Annotated in this window: 40 protein-coding genes; 22 read left to right on the top strand and 18 right to left on the bottom strand. The window is 38.4% G+C overall.

Annotated features, from left to right (window positions below):
* Positions 1 to 50: 50 nt before the first annotated feature.
* The 14 genes from lysC to ArsFIN_RS08340 form a co-directional block, all read right to left on the bottom strand.
* A complete protein-coding gene (gene lysC, locus ArsFIN_RS29140; protein ID WP_425322476.1) occupies positions 51 to 275 on the bottom strand; it encodes an Rz1-like lysis system protein LysC in 225 nt (74 codons plus the stop codon).
* On the bottom strand, positions 190 to 570 hold the full coding sequence (locus tag ArsFIN_RS26290) for a hypothetical protein (protein ID WP_167876642.1): 381 nt from the start codon (positions 568 to 570) through the stop codon (positions 190 to 192). The genes lysC and ArsFIN_RS26290 overlap by 86 nt, the downstream gene beginning before the upstream one ends.
* Positions 540 to 1,022 (bottom strand): lysozyme, encoded by a 483-nt coding sequence (locus tag ArsFIN_RS08390; protein ID WP_135677635.1) that lies wholly within the window; start codon positions 1,020 to 1,022, stop codon positions 540 to 542. Before ArsFIN_RS08390 ends, ArsFIN_RS26290 begins: the two co-directional genes overlap by 31 nt.
* A complete protein-coding gene (locus ArsFIN_RS08385) occupies positions 982 to 1,236 on the bottom strand; it encodes a phage holin family protein (RefSeq protein WP_246067394.1) in 255 nt (84 codons plus the stop codon). Before ArsFIN_RS08385 ends, ArsFIN_RS08390 begins: the two co-directional genes overlap by 41 nt.
* A 338-nt stretch (positions 1,237 to 1,574) precedes the next feature.
* Positions 1,575 to 2,372 (bottom strand): ORF6N domain-containing protein, encoded by a 798-nt coding sequence (locus tag ArsFIN_RS27390; protein WP_246067393.1) that lies wholly within the window; start codon positions 2,370 to 2,372, stop codon positions 1,575 to 1,577.
* Positions 2,373 to 2,617: 245 nt separating this feature from the next.
* Positions 2,618 to 2,965, bottom strand: coding sequence for an antiterminator Q family protein (locus ArsFIN_RS08375; RefSeq protein ID WP_135677634.1), 348 nt, complete (start codon positions 2,963 to 2,965; stop codon positions 2,618 to 2,620).
* Between the two features lie 67 nt (positions 2,966 to 3,032).
* On the bottom strand, positions 3,033 to 3,506 hold the full coding sequence (locus ArsFIN_RS08370) for a hypothetical protein (RefSeq protein WP_135677633.1): 474 nt from the start codon (positions 3,504 to 3,506) through the stop codon (positions 3,033 to 3,035).
* On the bottom strand, positions 3,507 to 3,950 hold the full coding sequence (locus tag ArsFIN_RS08365; RefSeq protein ID WP_135677632.1) for a recombination protein NinB: 444 nt from the start codon (positions 3,948 to 3,950) through the stop codon (positions 3,507 to 3,509).
* Positions 3,951 to 3,966: 16 nt separating this feature from the next.
* Positions 3,967 to 4,209, bottom strand: coding sequence for a DUF1187 family protein (locus tag ArsFIN_RS08360; RefSeq protein ID WP_135677505.1), 243 nt, complete (start codon positions 4,207 to 4,209; stop codon positions 3,967 to 3,969).
* 39 nt (positions 4,210 to 4,248) lie between these two features.
* Positions 4,249 to 6,138: a toprim domain-containing protein gene (locus tag ArsFIN_RS08355; RefSeq protein ID WP_407062029.1), complete on the bottom strand. Its 1,890-nt coding sequence runs from the start codon at positions 6,136 to 6,138 to the stop codon at positions 4,249 to 4,251.
* A gap of 114 nt (positions 6,139 to 6,252) precedes the next feature.
* Positions 6,253 to 6,996 (bottom strand): helix-turn-helix domain-containing protein, encoded by a 744-nt coding sequence (locus ArsFIN_RS08350; protein ID WP_135677631.1) that lies wholly within the window; start codon positions 6,994 to 6,996, stop codon positions 6,253 to 6,255.
* The gene (locus tag ArsFIN_RS26285; protein ID WP_167876675.1) at positions 6,989 to 7,162 is read right to left on the bottom strand and encodes a hypothetical protein; all 174 of its coding nucleotides are present in this window, start codon (positions 7,160 to 7,162) and stop codon (positions 6,989 to 6,991) included. Before ArsFIN_RS26285 ends, ArsFIN_RS08350 begins: the two co-directional genes overlap by 8 nt.
* A 73-nt stretch (positions 7,163 to 7,235) precedes the next feature.
* A complete protein-coding gene (locus ArsFIN_RS08345; protein ID WP_135677630.1) occupies positions 7,236 to 7,601 on the bottom strand; it encodes a hypothetical protein in 366 nt (121 codons plus the stop codon).
* Positions 7,602 to 7,707: 106 nt separating this feature from the next.
* Positions 7,708 to 7,944 (bottom strand): transcriptional regulator, encoded by a 237-nt coding sequence (locus ArsFIN_RS08340; RefSeq protein ID WP_026824218.1) that lies wholly within the window; start codon positions 7,942 to 7,944, stop codon positions 7,708 to 7,710.
* Between the two features lie 106 nt (positions 7,945 to 8,050).
* On the opposite strand from ArsFIN_RS08340, the gene ArsFIN_RS08335 reads away from it, so the two are divergent.
* The 3 genes from ArsFIN_RS08335 (at position 8,051) to ArsFIN_RS08325 (ending at position 9,675) form a co-directional block, all read left to right on the top strand.
* Positions 8,051 to 8,458, top strand: a complete 408-nt coding sequence (locus ArsFIN_RS08335; protein ID WP_051297211.1) for a helix-turn-helix domain-containing protein — start codon at positions 8,051 to 8,053, stop codon at positions 8,456 to 8,458.
* Positions 8,459 to 8,876: 418 nt separating this feature from the next.
* Positions 8,877 to 9,134 (top strand): hypothetical protein, encoded by a 258-nt coding sequence (locus tag ArsFIN_RS08330; protein ID WP_135677628.1) that lies wholly within the window; start codon positions 8,877 to 8,879, stop codon positions 9,132 to 9,134.
* 124 nt (positions 9,135 to 9,258) lie between these two features.
* The gene (locus ArsFIN_RS08325) at positions 9,259 to 9,675 is read left to right on the top strand and encodes a hypothetical protein (RefSeq protein WP_026824152.1); all 417 of its coding nucleotides are present in this window, start codon (positions 9,259 to 9,261) and stop codon (positions 9,673 to 9,675) included.
* Between the two features lie 309 nt (positions 9,676 to 9,984).
* Here the strand turns inward: ArsFIN_RS08325 and ArsFIN_RS08320 are convergent, their stop codons facing one another.
* A complete protein-coding gene (locus ArsFIN_RS08320) occupies positions 9,985 to 10,203 on the bottom strand; it encodes a transcriptional regulator (protein WP_026824107.1) in 219 nt (72 codons plus the stop codon).
* Between the two features lie 129 nt (positions 10,204 to 10,332).
* Here ArsFIN_RS08320 and ArsFIN_RS08315 point away from each other — a divergent pair, with 129 nt between their 5' ends.
* Positions 10,333 to 11,034: an XRE family transcriptional regulator gene (locus ArsFIN_RS08315; protein ID WP_026824108.1), complete on the top strand. Its 702-nt coding sequence runs from the start codon at positions 10,333 to 10,335 to the stop codon at positions 11,032 to 11,034.
* 408 nt (positions 11,035 to 11,442) lie between these two features.
* Here the strand turns inward: ArsFIN_RS08315 and ArsFIN_RS08310 are convergent, their stop codons facing one another.
* Positions 11,443 to 11,784 (bottom strand): bssS family protein, encoded by a 342-nt coding sequence (locus ArsFIN_RS08310; RefSeq protein WP_246067392.1) that lies wholly within the window; start codon positions 11,782 to 11,784, stop codon positions 11,443 to 11,445.
* Positions 11,785 to 11,985: 201 nt separating this feature from the next.
* Here ArsFIN_RS08310 and ArsFIN_RS08305 point away from each other — a divergent pair, with 201 nt between their 5' ends.
* The 4 genes from ArsFIN_RS08305 to ArsFIN_RS08290 all read left to right on the top strand — a co-directional run bounded on the left by ArsFIN_RS08305 (position 11,986) and on the right by ArsFIN_RS08290 (position 14,270).
* A complete protein-coding gene (locus ArsFIN_RS08305; protein WP_135677627.1) occupies positions 11,986 to 12,330 on the top strand; it encodes a transcriptional antitermination N peptide in 345 nt (114 codons plus the stop codon).
* 56 nt (positions 12,331 to 12,386) lie between these two features.
* Positions 12,387 to 12,869, top strand: coding sequence for a protein kinase domain-containing protein (locus ArsFIN_RS08300; RefSeq protein ID WP_167876674.1), 483 nt, complete (start codon positions 12,387 to 12,389; stop codon positions 12,867 to 12,869).
* Positions 12,866 to 13,603 (top strand): PP2C family protein-serine/threonine phosphatase, encoded by a 738-nt coding sequence (locus tag ArsFIN_RS08295; protein ID WP_135677625.1) that lies wholly within the window; start codon positions 12,866 to 12,868, stop codon positions 13,601 to 13,603. The genes ArsFIN_RS08300 and ArsFIN_RS08295 overlap by 4 nt, the downstream gene beginning before the upstream one ends.
* A gap of 409 nt (positions 13,604 to 14,012) precedes the next feature.
* Positions 14,013 to 14,270 (top strand): hypothetical protein, encoded by a 258-nt coding sequence (locus ArsFIN_RS08290; protein ID WP_135677624.1) that lies wholly within the window; start codon positions 14,013 to 14,015, stop codon positions 14,268 to 14,270.
* Between the two features lie 73 nt (positions 14,271 to 14,343).
* Here the strand turns inward: ArsFIN_RS08290 and ArsFIN_RS08285 are convergent, their stop codons facing one another.
* Positions 14,344 to 14,703, bottom strand: a complete 360-nt coding sequence (locus ArsFIN_RS08285) for a CCDC90 family protein (RefSeq protein WP_026824221.1) — start codon at positions 14,701 to 14,703, stop codon at positions 14,344 to 14,346.
* A gap of 101 nt (positions 14,704 to 14,804) precedes the next feature.
* Between ArsFIN_RS08285 and ArsFIN_RS27385 the strand changes: the two genes are divergently transcribed.
* The 14 genes from ArsFIN_RS27385 to ArsFIN_RS08220 all read left to right on the top strand — a co-directional run bounded on the left by ArsFIN_RS27385 (position 14,805) and on the right by ArsFIN_RS08220 (position 21,372).
* Complete coding sequence (locus ArsFIN_RS27385; protein ID WP_246067391.1) at positions 14,805 to 15,602, top strand: antA/AntB antirepressor family protein; 798 nt, start codon at positions 14,805 to 14,807, stop codon at positions 15,600 to 15,602.
* A gap of 9 nt (positions 15,603 to 15,611) precedes the next feature.
* Entirely contained in the window at positions 15,612 to 15,749 is a 138-nt protein-coding gene (locus tag ArsFIN_RS26280; protein WP_155847027.1) for a hypothetical protein, read from the top strand.
* Positions 15,739 to 15,900 carry a hypothetical protein gene (locus tag ArsFIN_RS26275; protein WP_155847026.1) on the top strand — a complete coding sequence of 54 codons (162 nt, stop codon included), beginning with the start codon at positions 15,739 to 15,741 and terminating at the stop codon, positions 15,898 to 15,900. Before ArsFIN_RS26280 ends, ArsFIN_RS26275 begins: the two co-directional genes overlap by 11 nt.
* Complete coding sequence (locus tag ArsFIN_RS08270; protein WP_026824022.1) at positions 15,897 to 16,145, top strand: hypothetical protein; 249 nt, start codon at positions 15,897 to 15,899, stop codon at positions 16,143 to 16,145. Before ArsFIN_RS26275 ends, ArsFIN_RS08270 begins: the two co-directional genes overlap by 4 nt.
* A complete protein-coding gene (locus ArsFIN_RS28580) occupies positions 16,142 to 16,873 on the top strand; it encodes a Sak single strand annealing protein (RefSeq protein WP_071846913.1) in 732 nt (243 codons plus the stop codon). The genes ArsFIN_RS08270 and ArsFIN_RS28580 overlap by 4 nt, the downstream gene beginning before the upstream one ends.
* Positions 16,815 to 17,165 carry a YqaJ viral recombinase family protein gene (locus tag ArsFIN_RS28575; protein WP_338023343.1) on the top strand — a complete coding sequence of 117 codons (351 nt, stop codon included), beginning with the start codon at positions 16,815 to 16,817 and terminating at the stop codon, positions 17,163 to 17,165. The genes ArsFIN_RS28580 and ArsFIN_RS28575 overlap by 59 nt, the downstream gene beginning before the upstream one ends.
* Positions 17,166 to 17,201: 36 nt before the next feature.
* Positions 17,202 to 17,399, top strand: a complete 198-nt coding sequence (locus tag ArsFIN_RS28570; protein WP_338023342.1) for a hypothetical protein — start codon at positions 17,202 to 17,204, stop codon at positions 17,397 to 17,399.
* Positions 17,351 to 17,785, top strand: coding sequence for a single-stranded DNA-binding protein (locus ArsFIN_RS08255; RefSeq protein ID WP_135677623.1), 435 nt, complete (start codon positions 17,351 to 17,353; stop codon positions 17,783 to 17,785). Before ArsFIN_RS28570 ends, ArsFIN_RS08255 begins: the two co-directional genes overlap by 49 nt.
* A 17-nt stretch (positions 17,786 to 17,802) precedes the next feature.
* Positions 17,803 to 17,979, top strand: a complete 177-nt coding sequence (locus tag ArsFIN_RS08250) for a hypothetical protein (RefSeq protein ID WP_167876650.1) — start codon at positions 17,803 to 17,805, stop codon at positions 17,977 to 17,979.
* Positions 17,980 to 18,001: 22 nt separating this feature from the next.
* Positions 18,002 to 18,247, top strand: a complete 246-nt coding sequence (locus ArsFIN_RS08245) for a hypothetical protein (protein ID WP_034250100.1) — start codon at positions 18,002 to 18,004, stop codon at positions 18,245 to 18,247.
* Positions 18,248 to 18,333: 86 nt separating this feature from the next.
* Positions 18,334 to 19,110 (top strand): KilA-N domain-containing protein, encoded by a 777-nt coding sequence (locus tag ArsFIN_RS27375; RefSeq protein ID WP_246067207.1) that lies wholly within the window; start codon positions 18,334 to 18,336, stop codon positions 19,108 to 19,110.
* 391 nt (positions 19,111 to 19,501) lie between these two features.
* The gene (locus tag ArsFIN_RS08230; RefSeq protein ID WP_135677601.1) at positions 19,502 to 20,113 is read left to right on the top strand and encodes an MT-A70 family methyltransferase; all 612 of its coding nucleotides are present in this window, start codon (positions 19,502 to 19,504) and stop codon (positions 20,111 to 20,113) included.
* 16 nt (positions 20,114 to 20,129) lie between these two features.
* Positions 20,130 to 20,372: an excisionase gene (locus tag ArsFIN_RS08225; RefSeq protein WP_051297073.1), complete on the top strand. Its 243-nt coding sequence runs from the start codon at positions 20,130 to 20,132 to the stop codon at positions 20,370 to 20,372.
* On the top strand, positions 20,329 to 21,372 hold the full coding sequence (locus ArsFIN_RS08220) for a tyrosine-type recombinase/integrase (RefSeq protein ID WP_026823380.1): 1,044 nt from the start codon (positions 20,329 to 20,331) through the stop codon (positions 21,370 to 21,372). Before ArsFIN_RS08225 ends, ArsFIN_RS08220 begins: the two co-directional genes overlap by 44 nt.
* A gap of 56 nt (positions 21,373 to 21,428) precedes the next feature.
* On the opposite strand, the gene ArsFIN_RS08215 is transcribed toward ArsFIN_RS08220, so the two are convergent.
* Positions 21,429 to 21,872, bottom strand: coding sequence for a lytic polysaccharide monooxygenase (locus tag ArsFIN_RS08215; RefSeq protein ID WP_051297072.1), 444 nt, complete (start codon positions 21,870 to 21,872; stop codon positions 21,429 to 21,431).
* Positions 21,873 to 22,186: the final 314 nt, after the last annotated feature.

Genomic DNA, 22,186 nt, shown 5'->3' with positions numbered 1-22,186 from the left:
GACACTGTGATTTGATGTACTGCTGTAGATATTCCGTCTGCTTTTCGTTATCAACTATCATTTCTCTGCTCTTCAATTCGCCTTATCGCCTGTTTGTCAAGATTACACTGCTCAATCACTGTCAGTAACTGCTCATTGAGTATCAGGCTATCACGCCATGTGATACTCGTGATTGTTGGCGGTAAGCAATCAGCGAGTAGGTGAGGGGGTATCGGAATGTGAGGAGCCTGAACGTATTCGGTTCGTGTGCTGCTGCAACTCGACAACAGCCCCATGAGGGATAATGCGATTGGCACAATCCTGATTGGCGACATGCGTTTTAATTGCTGCTTGTGTTGCCTCAGAGTCAACTGCTTTACGCTGACGGGTCTCACTATTAATTCGTGCAATATCATTGATTACCTTCATTGACTGAAAAGCATTAGTCGTAATGGCTATCTGTTTATCGAGGTCAACGGTGAGTTTTTTATTCAATGACCTGACTTCGTTTAAGGATGTCAACAACCAGGATGCCCATAAGATTAATCCTGCAATAATCACTACGACAAATGGGTAAGGTCGCCATAACATATTACACTCTCTATTTCTCGACGGGTCATTAACCCTTTCCAGACTTCACCTTTCACATAAACCCATCGCTTCATCTCATCACAAGCGCCCGTTCGGTCATCAGCGTTGAGCTTTTTGAGTAACGTGGATTTAGCGAAATTCCCCACACCCACGTTGTATGCAAATGAGTAAAGGGCTGCCTGAGTGAGTGTATTGATATTGACCTTAACCAGCGGGTCAACGTAACGTTTTACCGCTTTTAAATCGTCATCAAGCCATTTATCGCAGTCTTTTTGCGTGTACGTCCGGTTACGCTCAATATCGTTACCTGTGTGCCCATAACAGACAGAAAGCACACCGCCACCGTCAAAATAGGGCTTAAGTCTCAACCCTTCGAAATGCGTTATCATGCTTGATGCCAGAAACAACGCGCTACCGCCTGTTGCCATCAATATTTTTTTCGGTATCTTCATACTGACGCTCTTTGAGTTTGTACTCCTTTTTGCGGTAGTACACGTTGATTAAAAATGTCCCTATCGTGCAGCCGATACCCATCACCGCAACCCACTGGTCAAGGGTTAAAAAATCAAAAATCGTTGTTGTAACGCCACCGATGGTGGTCATGATGCCCCACAGATAGGCAGCGGGTGTTGAGTATTTTTCTGACATGCGCATATACCCTCCCATTGAGGGTTCCATTGCTTTGGATTAAAAAGGGAGCCAACCGCCTTACTCGTTTAGGCTATTGAACTGTCTTTTGCGGTGGCGTAAATGAAAGGCCCCACGCTTTCACATGGGGCTATGCACTACTGCCTTATTTACCTATATGTACCATACGAGCTTACAAAAGTAGTGCGTTGATAAGATATTATTATTTGGTTAATAACACAATAAAAAAACCCCGCAAAAAGCGAGGTTCTGATAATATGTTTAAGCGCTAACTCAACAGCTTTGCGCTACTATAGCATATAATACTGTACGGATGTACGGACAGTCAAGTATTTTACTGATGATTTGATCAGTATTTAACAACGCTGCAAAAATTGCTGTATCTCTGCTTGTTGCCAGCGTGCTAATGTATCGGTCAAAACAAAGGTATGCTCCTGATTACTCTCTTCAAGTAATTGTTTCATCTCAGCTAACACCTTGTCTGCGTCCTCACGTTTGCGTAGTACTCGCCTTACTGCCTGTTTCTCCGCTTCATAGATCGCTTCTTTAACGCCATTGGTGAAGTTATAAATCTTTTCGCATTCTTTTGCGATTATCGGTATCTGATTAACTTCAAAATTTTGTGGTGACTCTACACCTGTTGCATGACGTAGCGCATACCAGATACCTTGCGTCCACGAACGCTCAAATCGGAAGCCGTTAGCCATCGTCCAAATTAAACGAGAAAGATGTGAGGTATCATCAGCAGTTAATAGTTCTCTCGCTTCTGGATGGTGTTTAGGTGTATTAAATGTTCTTTCTGCATGAAAATAGTAATCTTCTAATTGCTCGAAGACTTCCCATGCTTGATCGGTTTCAAGCATTTTAGCGTGTCTTGCTGCGCCGCGTTCTGTCCAGAGCATGAGGCTACGAACATTAGGTGCAATTTTCACAGAGTTACTTTGAGTAACCTTGTGCTTAAATTCTCGTAATTCTGAGCCTTCCAATTTGAAATAATGTTTTCCTTCAACAAATCTATCTGAATTACGCGAATGATTAACTTTGATATTGTTTGTTTCTGTACCATAGAGCCAAGCCAAAAGTTCAGTTGTCATAACTGGAATCTCATTATGAGTCATGGCGGGGATAGTTTCTACGGTGATTTGAGTAGCCATATTCGGCCTCCACATTAGTTTAGTCAAAATACGCCAGTTAGTAGTGGCGATCGGGTGTTAACTGAGCCTAATGTGAAGCTCTGGGCATATTCCCCTTTTGGGTTTTGTATTACGCCTCTCCACCCGATCATTATTTGGATGCAATTATGCCGTATTGCGGGCATAAAAAAGCCGCATTGCTATCGGGTGCGGTTTGCCGCACATTAGTTCAGTACGGTCAGCATACGATAGTCGATACGGTGTTGTCAATTTGTTGCTTTAAGGAGTGTGTGAACAGTGCCAGCTATGTAGGATTCAGCCCTACCCATGTAAGCGGTGATATAATCGGGTCTTTTCTTCCAGTTTTTAGCTATCATCCGGCATGAAATATGATGCTGATAATGTAAGCAAATAATGTTATATCCATCGATGTCATATTTTTTTAATCCTGCTACGGCCTTATCAACAATTTCGCCTTCCTCATCACTTAGCCAAGGTCTGTCATCATCGAATTTAATAGGAGCAATGGTAGACATACCTTTGTACTCGGTTCCAATGCGGCTCATACTCCAGTTTCCCCATGCTTCCAGTAAATCTTTTACGTGCCTACTCATCTCCCCTCCGGCAAAAATAGAAATAGGGGCATGGTTTCAATGCCCTGCGTTGAATAGTTATGGTGGTTTAAAGTGTGTTGGCTTTTTCTTCGCCCATTCGAAAGGTGATACCTGCCTGATACCAATCCGGTAAGAAAAACTCAATTCGCCCTAAAAAACCTTGAAGTCGCATCATTTTCATTCTTTTTAGCTCACTTTTCATTTGCCGGTAGATTTCATCCATTTCACCCACCTTGAGCCTTACAGGGGTATTTGCTAGCATCGCTATTTTGGCAATGGTCATCTCACCGTAGGTAATTTCTGCATGCGCGGTAAACTCGTAAGGGTCTTCGCCTAACTTACGATGACAGCCTACGCAGTGCGAAAAACTATTACAGGGGTGATAACGGGTGGCTTTATGTCGCCTTGATTTGAAGTGTGAGCAGTGTAGTTTAGCGCGTTCATGCTGAAAATGTCGTGCGCAATAATCGCATATCCAGTTGGTTCTTTCTCGGACTAATTCAGAGAAAACGGCATCGTATTTATCCCTTTTAAGTGCCATTTAAGTTTCCTGTGCCTGTTTTAATTTCATATACTCCGAACTCTCCGGTATCGTCACGAAACAACGTATGCCAATCGCCCAGCATTCCACTTTTTGCATAAAAACATGCATCTCACCCGTATCAAGTTTTGATGTCCTCCTGAGCGTTCTGACGCGCTCTGGCTGCTGTGTGGTCACATCGATACGCTCTACAACTTCATAACCTAAGAATGTATGTTTCAACATTTCCTTCACCTGCTCAGCGGTATAATTAGCGTTGTTAGCACACAGATATTTGCTTATCTCAGATGTCCACAAATGAAAAAGTGAATTTTGCGATAGGCTTCGAGTCTGCTTGAAAGGCTTGATAATAAGTTGATGCGGTTGGTTTGTTGCGAGAACAGCTTTTAAGGTTTGCCAGACGGATTGTTTCGTTGATTCGTGGAAGAGTAATTTGTCTTCCAAATGCGCCTCCTGCCTATTATTTTATTTTTATACAACTGAAATTCTTTATTAACACTTTTGGCAATTTGTCACATTTTCCAGCCTTGCCACTGCCAACAGTCCAGTAGTAATCCAGCTCTCTAAATTGCATTTTGAACATGGACGGCTGGGATAACATTTTCAGGCAATCTTTTTCTGATAGTGCTTTGTCGCTAAAGCGCTGCCAATGCACAGGTTCGCCGCCATCCTTAACAAGGGTTGCTTCGATTTGGTATTTCATTGGGGGTGTCCTGATTATTTGAAGATGTTAAATCTGAGTTTAATCTCTAGATACATTGTTGTTCATCCAAACCTGGTCATAGTCACTGTTTGGCATGTTGGCGATGTAATTATAAGGGCTTGTATTTTCTTCTGCTAAAAATTGATGCGCCTGTTTATCCAGATACAATGAGATTTTTCCTTCCCACCCCTCAGCATTGCGCTGTTTTTCTAAACACAATATGGAAGCGGGCTCTTTTAGATATTCCTGCTCTTTTTCAGTTAATAGTTGACTGGCCTCTAGCTTCTGTAGCGCTCGCTCTCTGCGTTTATTTCGCCAAATAATGAAAAGGTTATCGGCAAGGTCGGTGATTGAACCTGAGCCTTTTACGTCCATTTTCCCTGTGGGCTTCTCTTCGCTTTCCGATTTACGGCTGTGTGTCACTAAAATAACATGACTTGAAGTTTTGTTTTTGAAATCACATAATGCATCCATGAAGGATTTTTGCCCGTTGTAATCATCATCTGCAAGCCCACACTTCATCAGGCTGTCAATGATAAACAGATTGATACCATATCGGCGGTTTGCATATCTGAAGATTTCCAATAATCGAGATGACTTCGCTGTCCCTGTTAAGCCAAATAACCAGAGCCTATCATCATAAAACTTAAAAGCGGACTCAATTTCTAATTGTGAGGGTAATTTAGCACATGTCGCCTGACGGGTCAGACGCTTTAAAAACGTTGCGGGTTTTAACTCAAACGAAGCAACACAGGCTCTCATTCCCTGACGCATTGCTTCACACAGAACATGCCCTAAAATTTCACTCTTACCGTGCCCATTGACTCCATTAAGTAGCGTTAACTCAGATTCACGATAACTGAAATGCCGATTTAATGACTCCCAAGGTGTCTTGAACAAATATTCCTCTTTGCCGTAAAATGCATCAAGCGTGCTCTGATAGAAATCTCGCGCTGTACAGAGTTCTTCAGGGTCAAAATAAGCTGCTGTTTCAAGGTAGTGTACAGTTTCCTGTTGCGTCATACCAGCCTGTAAACATTCGTTGATGTCCTTGTGGGGCAGTTTAACCAAACGACACCGATATTCTCCTAATCGACGGGCAATTTCCAGGGCTGCCTGTTGTCCCACTTCGTCATTGTCCATCGACAACCAGATTTCAGTAAAGCGGTCAAGGTTGTGAAATTCATATTCAATCCACTGTTGTTTGGCTCCGCCGCCACCACCAAAAGGAACCGACAATGCACTCAACCCATACTGGTGATAACTCATGCAGTCAATTTCACCCTCGCACAATATGACTGCACGGGTTGCTTTGGGTAGCGCTTGCCAGCCGAACAAACACGGTTCACAATCCGCTTCAACTGAAATAACTTTCTTCCCATCAGGTCTTGCTGTGCTAATGCGTTTAACCTGTATCAGCTCGCCATCTCGCTTGTAAGGGAACGCGATAGCGGGTAATTCCCTGTTATCTTCAGGTGACCAGACAATCCCATCACTGACCTGAAATTCTTTTGCCGTTTTGCGGTCTATGCCTCGTGATTGAAGATATTCGTAACAGTCTTGTGGTTTACGGACGGTTTTTTTCAGTGATGCGGGTTGTGGACGTTTAAACTGTTTTTTCCTTTTTGCTTCAAATGTACCCGATTCATCCGCTATCCCTAGAAACTGCTTTGCTTCCGCCATCGCCTGATGCAAACTACAGCCCCTGACCTGAACCCACAAATCGAGTAAATCGCCCCCTGTCCCTTCAGAAAAATCTGACCAAACCTTTTTGCCAGAGAGATTAACCTTCAAACTTTTACCCTGCTCACCATGCACAGAGCCAGCCACCCACTCCTGACCCTCTTTTTTGCCTTCAGGTAAGAGATATTTAGCCACTCTGACAACATCAAGCCACAACCGCTCAGATAATTCCGTAATGCTAATCATGCTTCCCTCAGATTAAATTTGTCAAACCCGTATTGTACAATGCCCGCGCTCAGCCAGCCGTGGTTGTACCCACGGATGAGTATTGATTTGATAATTGGTTTCATAATGATTTTGTTAGAAAAATACCAGGCCGTTTTTAGCAATGGTTATTGTTGATTGATTGGTTACAGGTTGTCTTTGCTGCTTGCGTTTGCGTGCCGTCTCGTTTTGATAATTCAGTTTTGCGCTCAGTGCTGAAAACCAGTTTTTAGGTTTTTCTTTGCTGAATTCAACATCAAACCGTTTCAATTCCTGCAATAAATCAATATCTGAAAATATCGACGCCCATTGTTCAAAATCTTTTTGGTTGAGTCGAATCACTTCACCTTCAAACGCATAACGAGATATTTTTATCGGGTTTTTTTCAATCGGGTTTTGGGTGTTAAGATCTTTAGATTCTATGTTAGGTTCTACTGATAGATTCTGAGTACCGTTTTTGGGATCCTTCAAAGTACCGTTTTTGGTACTGTTCAAAGTACCGTTTTTGGGATCGTTACCAATTTCGGTACTGTTCCCATTTTGGTACTGTTTATCATCCCGTTTTTGGTACTCTTCTTCGGTTATATTTAATCGTAAAACTTTAACTTGTTTTGTTGCTCCTTTTCTCTCTCCAGTATCGATTATTAACCCTTCAGCTATCATTTGGTTAATTTGTCGGCAAATAGTTTTTCTATCTAACCCAGTATCATTTGATAGCCTCTGAATACTGGGATAGCAACAATGATGTTCATCAGCTCTGTCAGCTAGAGCTAGTAATAACAACTTCTGAGAAGCTTTTAAATTAATTTTCCATACCCAATTTGTTGCTATTCTACTCATACTGATTACCTCTAATGGATTCTTCGCGATGTTCAAGCCTTAATTTTGCATCTTCCAATGCGGCTTTTAGCTTTTTGGCGGCTAACTCTGTGAAAGAGCGATTGACTCTCTCTCTAATAATGTTTTTATGAATATTTGACTGGTAAAATCGGCGTTTTTTTGGCATAATGACCTCGCTGAAATTGAAAGAAAAAAGGGAAATTCGCCGTTTCCCTTCTCCTTGAAATACTTAACTAAACTCAACGTTCGATATGATATTTGCAGGCTCCATTGTTTTTTAACTCTGGAGCTTCTTTTTTTGGCAATCTCAAATGCTCTAGCATGTCTATCAGCTTACGTATCTCTTCACCTGAGATATTTGTGATAAGAACCTCCTGTGTCGATGAATCAGGCACACTCACCACATGCCTTGGCAAGCCGTATTCTGAAACGACCTGACAGGCTAATTTAAATATTCTGGTTTTATCCCGACTCGCTGTTGATGGGTGTATCCCGAGTGACTTAGCAAACCCGTTATTGCCGCCTTCTGATGCCATCTTCTGGTAGAAGTAAGATTCTAAATGCTCAGGTTTGCAGGTGATTTTGATAGTATTTGAATATTCCATGGTTATAATCCTTAAGTAATAAAATTCCCTTCCTCGATATTCCTATGAGGTGGTGGTGGCTCCAAGAAAGCCTAGAGCGAGTCAAAATGTTAAAGAACGGTGTTACTCAGATAGTATTTTGCTTATCAGCAGGGATACCATCTGTTGGGTTTGGGTAAATATCAGGGCGTAACTCGTGGGGAGTTATTCCTGTTAATTCGTAAATTGCTAAAACACGATCGACAGGCACACGACCTTTATACTTATTTTTCCATTGACTAACTGTCATATTTGAAACACCTAATGCAGCAGCTAAACGAGTAGCAGTGCCTGTTACGTTAATAACTTTCTTTAGGGCAGACATGATTGTTCCTCCTTTAGTCTTTATTTAAATAAAAAACTTAATAAAAGTCAACTTTAAACTTATTCCATTATTTAAACTTTAAGTTTAAAATTAATATATGAACAAAATGATAAATAAAAACACAAACAACCCTTTATCAGAAAGGCTCAATAAACTTATTGAGGTAAAATCAATTACAAAATCAGACATGGCAAAAATTTGCGGAGTCACTCCTCAATCTGTTAATGGTTGGTATATAAGGGGAAGCATAGGAAAAGAATCTGCTATAAAATTAGCGGATCATTTAAATGTTTCTGTGGCTTGGATCTTAGGTGAAGGTGATGCTTCAATTGATGACTTAGACCTCCCGAAACCTGAATTATCAGAAAAAGAAAAATTATTATTAAAACTATTCAATGAATTACCAGAAAGTGAATCTAACGAACTTTTAAAAACTTTGACTGAAAAAAAATATTATTACGACAAACTATTAAAAGAACTTTTACAAAAGAAAAACATAAACAAATCCTTGTAAAGGTAAAATTTTAATAAAATCCTCGTCTTTTCCCTCATAAAAAAGCAAAAACCCTCTATCAATCAATTCTAAATTTATTTTTTAAATAAAATCATATTGTTAATCTAACTGATAAGTTTAAAACTTACCTTTAATTAAATTTAATATTGACTTAAATTTAAGTTTCATATTTAATAATTCCATCAACTCACTGCAACAGGCAAAAGTCAGATAATACTCCGAGTTATCTGAAACTGTGCCAGACGTTGCTAAGTAGCCAGCCTGAGGCGTATGAACATGAAGGTAAGTGACGTCATCAGTAACTAAGTATTATTGCTCTTTAACATCTTAGAACGGATTCAGGCACTCTTGAATCAACCATCATTGAGTGAGTTTTGGTGTGGCTATACCACAGCTAAAACTTACTTTGGAGGTCAATATGACACAAATTACCGTCATTAAACGCAGTAACTACGCACAACGTAGATATGAACGTAGAGCTGCATTTCTCGCTAAAAAACGTCAGGAAGCAGAACAAAAATGCCAAGTCCGTTCTACAGAGCAAATCCTTGATTCCATATTTAACAAGCAAGATGACACCGTTAATACCATTGCATCACTCACTCTCAATCTAAAAGACAAAAGCCTCAGCCTTCATTTGATAACTGTTGTTTGCCTAAATCAACTTTGTATTTAGTCAAAAATAAATATCGACAACCTATTCTGGAATCAAGAGACTTAACAGCAAGAGTTTGATAATGCATAATACCTAACTTTTACTAAGCGAATTAACTTGGAAAATAAAATAAGGTGATTATTTAATGCATAAACTAGCTATAGCACTTTCATTGATTTACATAACATTCCTTAGTGGTTGTGCAACTATAGTAGGCGAAAAAACGCAAAGAATACAAATTGAAAGTAATCCAACTGATGCTGAATTTACTATTAAAGACGAAAGAGGAGCCATCATTTCTCATGGCAAAACCCCACAAGGAGTAACTTTAGAAAAGTCTGACGGTAGTTATTTTGGAAAAAAAAGCTACGAAATAACCTTAACAAAGGATGGATTCAACCAAGTTACTCTACCACTAAAAAATAGTGCTAATGGATGGTATATTGGAGGTAATATAGTCTTTGGTGGATTAATTGGTTGGTTAGTCGTTGATCCATTTAATGGAGGAATGTATACCATTCATCCCAAAGAAATTAATGCTGTTCTACCAATTAAACCTTGATAAACTTCGTAAAATTTTTTGTGTAAACCCTCACTTGAGGGTTTTATTAACTCCATTTGATAACTGTTGCTTACCTAATACTTATCTCTATTCTGCAAGAAAATACTCAAAAACCCGCAAATCAAATAGCATACAGACAAAATGATTTGATAGTCTTTGCAGCAATTCTGTTCTACACTTAATTCCATAAGTTTCAGATAATAGTATTCCCTCCCGATGGGCTGGGAATTTATAAATCTCCCAATTTCAGGGAGGCCAGGTTGTTAAAGAGCGGTGGTACTAAAAATTGTAATTATTTATTATTCACTTTCAGTGATGAGGGAATAACTTTGGTAAATCAGGTCTAAAACGATAAGCTGGAACTGTACCTCCCGTGACTTCAACTAAATCAGGTACAGATTTGGGAGATACTGGTTTTTTACCATTTAACCAATCACAAATAGTCGATTGAGCCAATCCGCATTTTTTTGCTAATGCCTTCTGACTTCCGGCTATTTTAATAGCAGCTTCTATTCCATAATTTTTCATTAATCGAATCTCCTATAGATAAAACCGATTATAAGAATCAATTAATAAACTGTCAATCGTATTTGCTATTTTGCGTATATATCGTTAATGCGATATTATTTGATCAAATATCTTCGTGGGGTTATTTAGGTGAGCTTTTCAGAGAGACTCAAGCAAGCAATGCAAGAAAAAGGATTCAGTCAAGGCGCTTTAGCTAAAGCTGTTGGAATGGCTCAATCAAGCGTATGGCGACTGACGAGTGGCGGCGCATTAGGAACAAAAAAACTAATAAAAATAGCAAAAGTTTTAGATGTTAATCCTGAATGGCTTTCAGATGGTATTGGAACGATGAAAGCTCACGGTATTAAATCTAATAATCAATTAATTATTGATTCTGTATCGCATTACACGGACAAGAGTAAAACTGATGAAAAAGATAATAATGTTGTCAAACTAAAATTATATAACCGCATTGAGTGGGTGCTTTCCCCTAGCGTTAGGGGTGAAAAGGACACTTATTCTATGTTTTTAATACCTAAAAATATAGTTGAAGAAACCAGAAGCTCAATTAAAGATTCAATATCAATAATTGCACCTGATGACAGCATGTCACCGATTATTCAAGAAAACTCTACCGTTGCACTGGATACGAGCATAAAAGATATTAAAAATGGTAAGATTTATTTAGTATCTTATGGTGGTGTATTTATGATACGCGGACTTTACAGTTTGCCCGAAAATAAAATCAAATTAAAAAATTATAAATCTGATGATTACCCAGAATTGATCGTTTCTGCATCAGAGCTGTTAATAATAGGGAAAGTCTATTATGTAGCAAGTAAAATCGATTAAACACATAACCAGCCCGCTATCCAAGTGGGCATTTAGTAGTCTTCAACCAATTTATACATTCCAAATCTACTTTTCATTTCAAAATTAACAGCAATCGTTTTTTAGATAAAAAACACTATATTATTATTTAGTTATTTAAATTCATTACTTTTAATCGTTTTTACGATTGACAATTAAAATAGAAAAGACTATTATCCTGTCCATCAACTCACTGCAACAGGCAAACGCCAGACAATACTCCGAGTTATCTGAAACTTTGCCAGACGTTGCTAAGTAGCCAGCCTGAGGCGTATGAACATGAAGGCAAGTGACGACAGTAATTCATAAGGATTTAAAATATGACGAATGTAAAAAGCACCTATGAAGTTAGGCGCTTTGAACAAAAAGCTGTTAGTACTGTGTTTTTAGTTAGTGGGTATCTCCTTGAGGAGATTGAATGGCAGACTTTTCCAAGGTGTCAATATGTTTGGTTAGATCAGCAATTAGTGTTCGAGCCATCTGTGGATTAATAATAAAGAACTGAGTTTCCTGAGCTTCATTAATTGACTGCATAGGCGACGAAAGAAATTGAAATTTCAACGCCAGCGCATCGTAACCCGGTAAAGGACCGATTTTCCAACCAGCAATAGGAAACGTGGGAATATCATTTTTTTTAGACATAATTTTTTCTTCTTTGTTGTTGTAGAGAACAACAAGGATACCACCGAGCCTGATGTGGTGAAAAGACAGGCGCAATAAATTTAAATGCAATTAAGCAGTACCGCTCTTTAACACTCTTTCGCTGAAAAAGCGTAACCACAAAACACCCAAACAGTCGGTTTTGGGGTGTGTGAAATAACAAAAATACAGTCGCTAAGTTAAAAACCAACACCAGGGTACTACCAATATGACTGTAAATCTAATCCGGATACCTCCGGCACACACCACCAAAACCCATTGTCAGGAGGTAATATGTGTAACTTTCATGGTTATGATAATGCTCGCCGTCGGAGACAGGAGCGGAGAAGAGCTAAACAAGCAGCCTATCTCTATAACAAAGCACTTAATATGGCACTGAAAGCAGCCTTAAATCCAAGCAAACCCTCTCAGCAACAAACAACGCTAAACACTAAACGCCCTGTCCTTTCACTAAAAAGAAAAGTGATTAATCGTGTAGAAAAAGCAATATCAATTCGTCCTACTAAAGTTTATGACTTTTTTGATAATTGCTGTTTGCCTAAAGTGGCTTTGTATTCAGTAAAGACGAAGATTCGTCACCCTATTCTCACATCTGGAGATGTGACGGCAAGATTTTGAAATAATTAATTGGTTACTCATTAATTTAAATGGAAATTGACAATCCTTGGTTCGTCATGGAACTTTCTCAAACAGATCTCAGAAAAGAACTTTCTGAAAATACATTAGATATAAATAAAAAAATGGAAATAACAAAAATGATTTTAAATGGAGTCAGTTATGTTCATCAGAAAGAATATCTTCACAGAGATCTAAAACCCGCTAATATTCTAAAATTTAACAATGATGTTTATAAAATATCAGATTTTGGCTTAATAAAAAACTCAAATAACGAATCTGAATCAGAGGTATTAACAAAGATTCAAGTTGCGTTAGGGACTGTAGATTATATGTCACCTGAAGCGAAGAGGGGAGAATATAGTATACAGTCAGATATCTACGCACTTGGCGTTATAATGGATGAAATCGGCATCGCAGAGATTGACGGGATTGATGAAATTATACGTAAAAGTACTCATCTAAGACCTAAAGATAGATATGGATCCGTTTCAGAAATGTTAGTTGCTTTTAACAAAGTAATTGAAAGGAGGGAGCAATGATAGAGCTGTTAAACTGTGGTTTCTTCTCCTATGGCAAAGACGATACCAAGGAAAATCAGGATTCTATTTTGCCTCCTTCAAAAATAGGTAACGGCTATATCTTTGCCATAGCTGACGGTGTGGGTTCATATAAAGGTGCTAAACTAGCCTCTCAAATAGCTATTAATCACCTATCAAAAATGGTTCTAGACCATAATATAGATATAGATTTTATATTCAGCGCTATCAAAGATGAGATTTTTAAAATTTCAAATGAAAATCCTGATTTATATCATTCCGCAACAACCCTAACTTTTTGTTATGTTAACAACGATAATGTCCACATAGGACATATTGGTGATACAAGAATTTATGTAAAAAATAAAAATAAACTAATCCAATTATCTAAAGATCATACAGTACATCAAAGTCTATTAGATGAAAAAATATATACAAAAAAAGAGTTAAAAAATATTAAAGGAAAAAATAAACTCACAACGGCTATATCGAGAATCGTTGAGCTTCAATACCAGAAGCTATGTTATCCAGTTTCTGAACTTACTGAAAATGATGGGCTTTTGAATTTGTACATCATGTCAGATGGTGCTCATCATTTTTGGGAGAAGCGCCCCAGATTTTCTATTGAAACACTAAACAATCCTATACGCTTCGCTTCCAGCTTACAAAGAAGAATAAATAAAAATACTAGTATTGATGATTATTCTCTAATTGCAGTAACTTTCTTGGTCAAATAGTAGGTCGTTTAATCCCTTATCGAATATTACTTAAAATATCCTCCTTATTTAGAGGCTGTCGCAAAAGAGGTAATATCATGTTTTTAATGATTTCAATATTTTAATTTTAAAGAAAAAATTAAATTATTTTTATTATAAATCCCCCTTTTGCGACAGCCTCTTTATAGGGAGGGTAAAATAAAATTAGTGTATTAATAAATTTGCATTATTTTTAACCCACAATCAATTTCAGGATGTGTGAATGCGGCTCTGCGCTCGTGGGACAGTCAACACACTATAAATTATCTATTTATATAGCTAAATATAGTTTGATTGCGTTTACCCGTCCGTGATGACTGTAATCGGACACCAAGAGGCACTTGGGCACACGTCCTAACTTTTCAGCAAATGTTAACAAGGAGTATACATAATGAGACTGGACAATCCACGCATTGTAACGGCAAAACATCCCAATATGGGTAATCTGGTTGGCGTGACTAATGGTAGCAGTGATTTGAGCGATTCAATATACTTAAGCAGTATTGATATTCGTGATGATGATGACAGAGAAGTACGCACTTTTAAGACAATCATACAGTGCTTAACAAATGAAAATGATCGTCTTAAGAAAGAGAATCACAGACTGATGAAGATATACAGTGAAATTGGCGGACTGTGCAAGATTTGAACCTACAACCAAAGAATTAAATCCTCTGCTATACCATTAAGCTCACAACCCAATGGTAATTATAGTACAAGAATTAAAAGAATTTTATTATTGCTGTTGCAGCACTAATAGTCAAAACTATCACACTACCGAGCTTTAAAAGCAGTCCAGTAGCAATATGTTCAACATCTTTGCGAATTAAGGCTATGTCAGAAGATAAATCTTTGCGGACTAATTCCATATCTTTGCGAACATCAGCGATTTCAGCAGATAAGTCTTTACGAACATCAGCAATATTGCGATTTACTTCTGCAATATCTTGCTTGGTGGCTACATCAGCAACCTCATGTGACTTACGTACAGCAATAGAAATGGCTTTTGCCTGCTCTTTTGGCAAACCTGCATTCTCTAATGTTTCGACAAATTCTTGTGTATCAAATGCAACCTGACCCATAGGGGATCCTCCTTTTGGTTAAGTATAACGGGTTTAGGGTTCGATCTGCAAAATCTTTCACGTTAATAGCTTAATTAGTTTAACTACGGAGAAATATTTTTATGTCTAAATTACATCAACTAATCACTATCGAAACAAAAAACATCAACGGCGAATTAATCCAGACGGTAAATGCTCGTGATCTACATGCGTTTTTGGAAAGTAAACAGAAGTTTGCAGACTGGATAAAAGATCGCATTCAACAATACGCTTTTATTGAGAGTCAGGACTTTATCGTAATTTTAGGAAAAACCCCAAATGGCGGGCGTCCAGCAAAGGAATACCACATTTCCCTCGATATGGCGAAAGAGCTATCAATGGTAGAGCGTAACGAAAAAGGCAAACATGCCAGACAGTATTTTATTGAATGTGAGAGACAGGCAAAAACGGCTACACATGTTATTCCACAAACACTTCCTGATGCACTACGGCTTGCTGCTGAAATGGCAGAGAAAGTTCAACATTTGTCATTAGTTAACAAAGAGCAAAAAACAGAAATTGATTGCTTAAAAAATCTATTCCAAGTTGGTATGACACCCGTTCAGTTTTGCAAGCAGCTTAATGGCGTAAATATTAACCAAGTCAATTTATTTCTAGAATCGCGGCATTTTCTCTACGATGCAGAAAAGGATATCAGCAAGGCTCATGTCTGGCGTGTGCATTCCTATGCGAGAGATACGTATCTAACCGAATCCCCCTTCATCATGACAAACGATTATGGGCAACGTCAGTGTTACAAAATCGTGCTACTAAAAAAGGGAGCTTCATGGCTATATAACCAATACCTCAAAAGTAAGCTACCGATGAAGAAAGACTGGAATGGTGAATTCACTCACGACAAATATAGTCAGGTGGCATAAGGAGTAACGATGAACAAAGACAATATCTTGCTAGCACTGGCAAGACAGGCTGCAAAGTTAGCGATTGATACCCATCGACAAGATATATGGCTCATCGCTTTATCATTGCAACTAAAGGCTTATGGGAAAAATCATCATGCCACTTAAATCAGAAACAGTGAAGAAACGCCATCTTAAAGAAAAAATTACCATCCTGCTACTGGATTCATCCTTTTCACAAAATGAAATCGAGTTATTACTCGAAGAGATTAAAGCCAGAAAAAACAGGATGCTATTCCAGCTCAAGGAGGTCAAATGAATCCTTACGCCATGCAAGATTACTGGTACGAACAACAGCAAGAAATTGCTTATTGGGAAGACAGGCTGGACGATGAAATCAGCGAACTAGTCCAGCCTATTTATGACTGCCTACCTTCCTCAGTGATGCGAAAACTTAATCACGAGGATTTTGACGATATCTGGAAGGCACTGTTTGACCATTTCAAAAATGAGAACATCCATCAGTACAAAGCACTTCGAGCGCCTAAGAGGAAATATCTATGAGCGAAACACAACATACCGAAAATGAAAAAAGTTTTCAACAACAGGTTTGGGAAACGCTGTCGGCGATTAACGTTAACGATAAAGTTGAAAAGAAACTCGGCCTCTCTTATCTCTCATGGGCTTGGGCGTGGGGCGTATTGATGGCGCACTACCCAGAATCCTACTATGTCATTGATGCCGTTAGCTACAACAATGATGGCAGTGCCATGGTCTCATTAACACTCACGGTTAAACAAGGCGATAACGAATTTCCCCGCAAAATGTGGCTACCGGTGATGGATAAAAGAAATCAGGCCATTTCTAGCCCTAACGCCTTTGATATCAACAAAGCACTGATGCGCTGTCTGACTAAAGCGATTTCGATGTTTGGATTAGGGTTTTATATCTATGCAGGTGAAGATTTGCCCGAACAGGAAAAAGTTGTGATACAGCAAGAACAAGCACAACAAAAAGCCCGTTATGAGCAGTTAATTCGTGATTTAAAAACCGCAGCAAAAGGTGGCATTGAATCAATGAAATCCCATTGGGAACAGTTAACACCAGAAGAGAAAGGAATTATTGGCGAAGAAAATAAAGATTTAATTAAAAACGAGGTTAATCATGAAGCAGAAAACGGACGAGTGGTTTCAGGCAAGACTTGGGAAAGTCACCGCCAGCAATTTACACAAGGTGTTATCCAAAGGCAGGGGAACAACGCAACGAAACTACCTCATGCAGTTAGTCTGTGAAACACTTACCGGACAAAGGGAAGACATAAAAACTAATCAGGCCATTGAACGAGGCATTGCCCTTGAACCACAAGCCAGAGCGCGATATTGCCTCAATGAGTTTGATGTCACGGTCACCGAAGTGGGCTTTATTCCCCACCCGTCTATTGCGCTATTTGGGGCAAGTCCTGATGGCTTGGTTAATGATGATGGACTTATCGAAATAAAATGCCCTAACACCACTACCCACATTGAAACCATTCTCACAGGGAAACCCAAATATGAATACCTGTTACAAATGCATGGGCAATGATGTGTACAGGCAGAAATTGGTGCGATTTTGTCAGCTATGATGACAGACTTCCCTAACCTTGCCTACTATAAAATCCGAATTATCAAGGATGATGATTTAGTTAACGAAATTGAACAAGCCGTTCAAGTATTTATCGAAAAGCTGAAATCAGAAATCAACAAAATTAATCAATATGTGGAGACCCCATGGCAAACCAGAACCAGTGTAACTTTACCGGACGCATCGGCAAATTAGAAATCCGCTATACCCAAGATAAAATTCCCATCACGGCATTCTCAATCGCTATCAGCAAATCAAGAAAAGACAACAGCGGTCAATGGATTGATGACACAACATGGATAAACTGCAAGGCATTTAAGCAAATAGCGGAATATATCAATAATTATGCACAAAAAGGTACTTTTGTTCGTATTACTGCTGCCTATCAGGAAAATAAATGGACAGACAAATCCGGTCAGCAAAGGATATCACCGGAATTTCTGGTCAATGACGTTGAAATATTGGGAAATAGGAAAGAGAGAAACCGCAGGAAAGCCAGGGTAAACTCAATATGCCAACGACAAGCCAGCCAAACAATAACCCTGTTATTGAGCCTGATTTTGATGATGACATCCCTTTAGACACAGGAGAAACCAGCATGTGGATTTTAATCTTGGCCATGTACGCCAGCCCTTACGCATCAAGTAACTTTGCAAGTGTTCATACTCAAGAATTTGACACTGAAAATATGTGCCAATTCGCCGCTAAGCAGTTTGAGCGTGAGTTTGAAACGTTCAAGGATATCAACGCCAAAGCGATTTGCGTTAAGAAATAAGCCAATTTTAAAAGGTTCAACCATGAAACTTAACATCATCAAACTATTAATCACGACATTATTGTTTATCAGTGCAGCATTTGCTTTCGAACTGATAGTTGGTCACATTGCGCACGCCGATACCGTCATTGACCCACAAATCAGGTTTAAACGTGGCGAATTAGGCAATATTCAATTAGGCGGACAAGAGCTACTGGTTATTGGCATCATGCTAGTGCCAGCTCTTATGGTTTATTTGGGGGTATTCCTCGACACATTGAAGAAATAGTTACAGAACAAGAAGTCCATTACCCACCTAATCTATTCCACTTAATTAATACCCATTCATCAATTTTAATATTGAAGGATAACTATATGCGAAATTTAACAAATGAACATTACCCTATCATTGCTGGCGTAGAAATCACGACAGACTCAGATGGTCGTTTCAACCTGAATGCGTTACATAAAGCCAGTGGCGGCAAAGATGCTAAACGCCCTAAAACATGGCTTGAGACAAAACAAGCCAAAGAGTTAATTGAAGAGCTAAGGCAGAATTCCGCCTTAGGTCAAGAAGTAATCAAAGTTCAAAAAGGCGGCATAAATCCAGGCACTTTTGCTCATGAGCTGTTAGCCATTGAGTATGCTGGCTGGATTTCGCCAAGATTCAGATTGATGGTTAATCAAACCTTCCTGGATTACAAAACAGGAAAATTAGCTCCTGTCACCCCAACAACAGACTGGTTAGATAATCCTGCACAATTACGAAAAGTGCTGATTAGCTATACCGAGCAAGTGGAAAAAATAAGCAGTGAGCGTGATGAAGCTATTAGAACAAAATCACAAATCAGCCGCACTCGTGAAGCTTCTGCAATGGGTAAACTCAGCGTTGCTACCCGTAAAAATCGGGAACTGACAGAACGATTGGGAGAAAGTGTTAAACATGCCACCATCACAGCTGTAAAGAATGCCACAGGGAAAGAATACAAATTTGCCCCACTTCGCAGATGGTGCCGTGAGAACCAGATGGAAGCAACCGAAGTGCCTGATATTCGTTATGGTCAGGTTAAGTCATGGCCAGCTGAATCATGGCTACAGGTATACGGTATCAATCTGAAATCGTTATTTGCTAATAGCCAACGTATTCACTAGAGATTGACCACTATTTGGTATTTCTGAATCACTCAAAAAAAGACCAGCGCAAGGCTGGCAATATTAGGGAAATATTAGGGAAATGTTGTGGTTACGAACACACAACGGCATGAATATATCATAATTAACTGAAGTTGATCAAATTTTGATCAGAATGGTAATCATTTGATTGGTAATGGGAGTAACTGTATGAATAACATCCATGAATACCGAACAACGTTACACCATGTCAAAGTAGGGATGCAGGTTATTTATCATGGTGAAAGGATGAAAATAATTAGATTGAAGGAGAAAACGGAACATTAACCGGAAATGGCGGTAATAAAATCACTGTGTTAGAAAAAATAGACGACTTGCATAAAAGTAAAAGCGGGTATGTTTAGGAGATGACGTGAAGTATGACCTGATACTCGCAGACCCACCCTGGCAATACCAAAACAAAGCATCAAACGGCGCAGCACACAATCACTACAACACCACTGACTTTTACTCCCTTACTCGACTACCTATAGAAACCATCGTTAATGATAACTCCGTACTCTGCATGTGGTATACGGGTAACTTTGCGCTGGAAGCTATCCGGTTGGCGGAAGCATGGGGATTTAAAGTCAAAACCATGAAGGGATTTACCTGGGTCAAGCTCAATAAGTTAGCCAAAGAGCGGATCTCCAAAGCTATCAAAAAAGCTGAGCTATCTGATGCTGATGACTTTCTGACATTACTCAATGCTGAAACACGCATGAATGGCGGTAACTACACCCGCAGTAATTCAGAAGATTGCTTAATTGCCATCAAGGGAAAAGGACTAGAACGCAAGGACGCTTCCATCAAACAAGTTATCTACGCCTGTCTCGGTGAACATAGCCAAAAACCAAAAGAAGTCCATTACCGATTAGAGAAACTTTACGGTGAGGTGAAACGTATCGAACTTTTTGCTCGTGACAAAGTGCAGGGCTGGGATCTATGGGGCAATGAAGCGCCTGAGAATAGTGTGAGTTTTTGAATGAGGATAAATAAACATGATTACTTTAGCGGAATGGAATTCAAGGAGGGATAGGCCAAGAAGAATGGACACTGTCAGGGGATGGGTTAGAAATGGGTTAATCCAGCCTCCCCCGATCAAGGATGGCAGGGAATATTTAGTTGAAGAGTATGCAATCAAAGTTAACGGCGTTAACCAGGTTAGTCATAAAAGTATGTTGTTGCAAAGGATAGGTCATGACCAGAATCAGAAAAATAAAAAATCGGGATTTGCCCCCTAACCTATACAAAAGAAACGGGTATTATTCCTATAGAGACCCACGTACTCGTAAAGAATACGGTTTGGGTAGAAACAAAGCCTATGCAATTAACGAGGCTATCAGTGCTAATCAATTATTACTTAATACAGAGAAAGTTAAGCCACTGACAGAAAGGATAGATGGACAAGGAAGTGTCTATTTCCATGAGTTTTTAGATAGATATGAAGAAATATTGAAAACAAGAGGATTAAGAGAGAAAACATTAAAAGACTATAAGCAAAGAATAGGTGTGATCAGAAAAGGATTTGTTAATGCGCCGATTCAAAACATAACCACAAAAGAGATTGCGGATTTTCTTCAGTTATCAATTAATGAAGAAAGAATAACAACTGCGAAACTAATGCGCAGTTTATTAAATGATTGTTTTAGAGAAGCAATATCATTAGGACTAATACAAATAAATCCAGTGACATCAACAAAGACGCCAAAAATAAAAATTCAAAGAGCAAGATTATCTTTAGAAGATTTTAATACTATTTTAGGTTTAATAAATAATGGCCATCATTGGTTAACTCATGCTATGAAATTAGCGCTTGTTACAGGGCAAAGAGTATCTGATGTCTCTAAAATAAAATATAAAGATATTCATGATGGGAAATTATGGATAATCCAACAAAAAACAGGATCAAAAATAGCAATCCCTCTTGATATTGAACTTTACGGAATTAAATTATCAAAGACTATTGCAGATTGTGTAAATAATTCAGAGTTTGTCATTAATAATAATGGAAATAAAATTACTGTAGAAAGAATATCAAAAGAATTTAGAAGGTTCAGAGATATTTCTCAATTAAATTGGGTAGGTGAGCCACCCTCTTTTCATGAAATTAGAAGCTTATCTGCTAGACTCTACACTGAAACAATGGGTAGCAATTTTGCGCAAAAGCTACTAGGACATAAGTCGGCCACAATGACAGCAAAATATCAAGATGATAGAAATAATAGTTGGATTGAGATTTAAATTTTAATGGATGAATAGTGACTTATAGTGATAATTTTGTTTTATCACATTGATTTTTAATGATAATTAATAATGGCAACTAAAGGCGCATTAGGATCCCAATCTTGTTTAGTGATGAAATACTCCCAACCCGTCGTTCTATGCGGCGCAGTCAACGTCCAATGAAAGGTATTTTTACCGGGTGAAACATCAACCTTAGTCCAACGAGTTGCACTCTGCTCATCTAACTCACCAAACCAACGATGTCCAGCACTTGCGATTTTTCCATCAGCGGGTCCACGGCGAGGAAAACCTTTCCGACCTTCTACCGATTGTGGTTCAACCATAACCTGACCACAATTACCGTTTTTACCTAATGAACAAAGATAAGCGCGGCTCGAAGGAAAATCGATATAACCATGCATAGGATTGGGGAGAGTATTAGCGTTAGCAAAACTTATAACACTAATTAATACTAATATTGCTAGTGATAACATTGCAAATGATAATTTTATTTTCATTCTGTTTATTCCGTAATTAGCTAATTTTATTTATTAAAAAATAGTTAGTAGACATAATGAAAACTACCGTAAAATTATCATTTAATAACGACTATAATATCAATAAAAATAATATAATTAATTAATAAAAAATAATTAATTATAAATTACATTGATGTTAAATAGTTTCTATCACTTGAGAATTAAATATCACTAATTTATATTAATAATACTTTAATTAAATAACCAATTCATTGAAAATAAAAATAATTCATCAAAATAAAAATGATAATTAGCAATAAATTATCTTTTAGTTGTTTATTATTAATAACAGC

This window comes from Arsenophonus nasoniae, from assembly GCF_004768525.1.
Lineage (GTDB): Bacteria > Pseudomonadota > Gammaproteobacteria > Enterobacterales > Enterobacteriaceae > Arsenophonus > Arsenophonus nasoniae.
The sequence above is the reverse complement of the archived record's forward strand: the minus strand, read 5'-3'. Positions and strand labels throughout refer to the sequence as shown.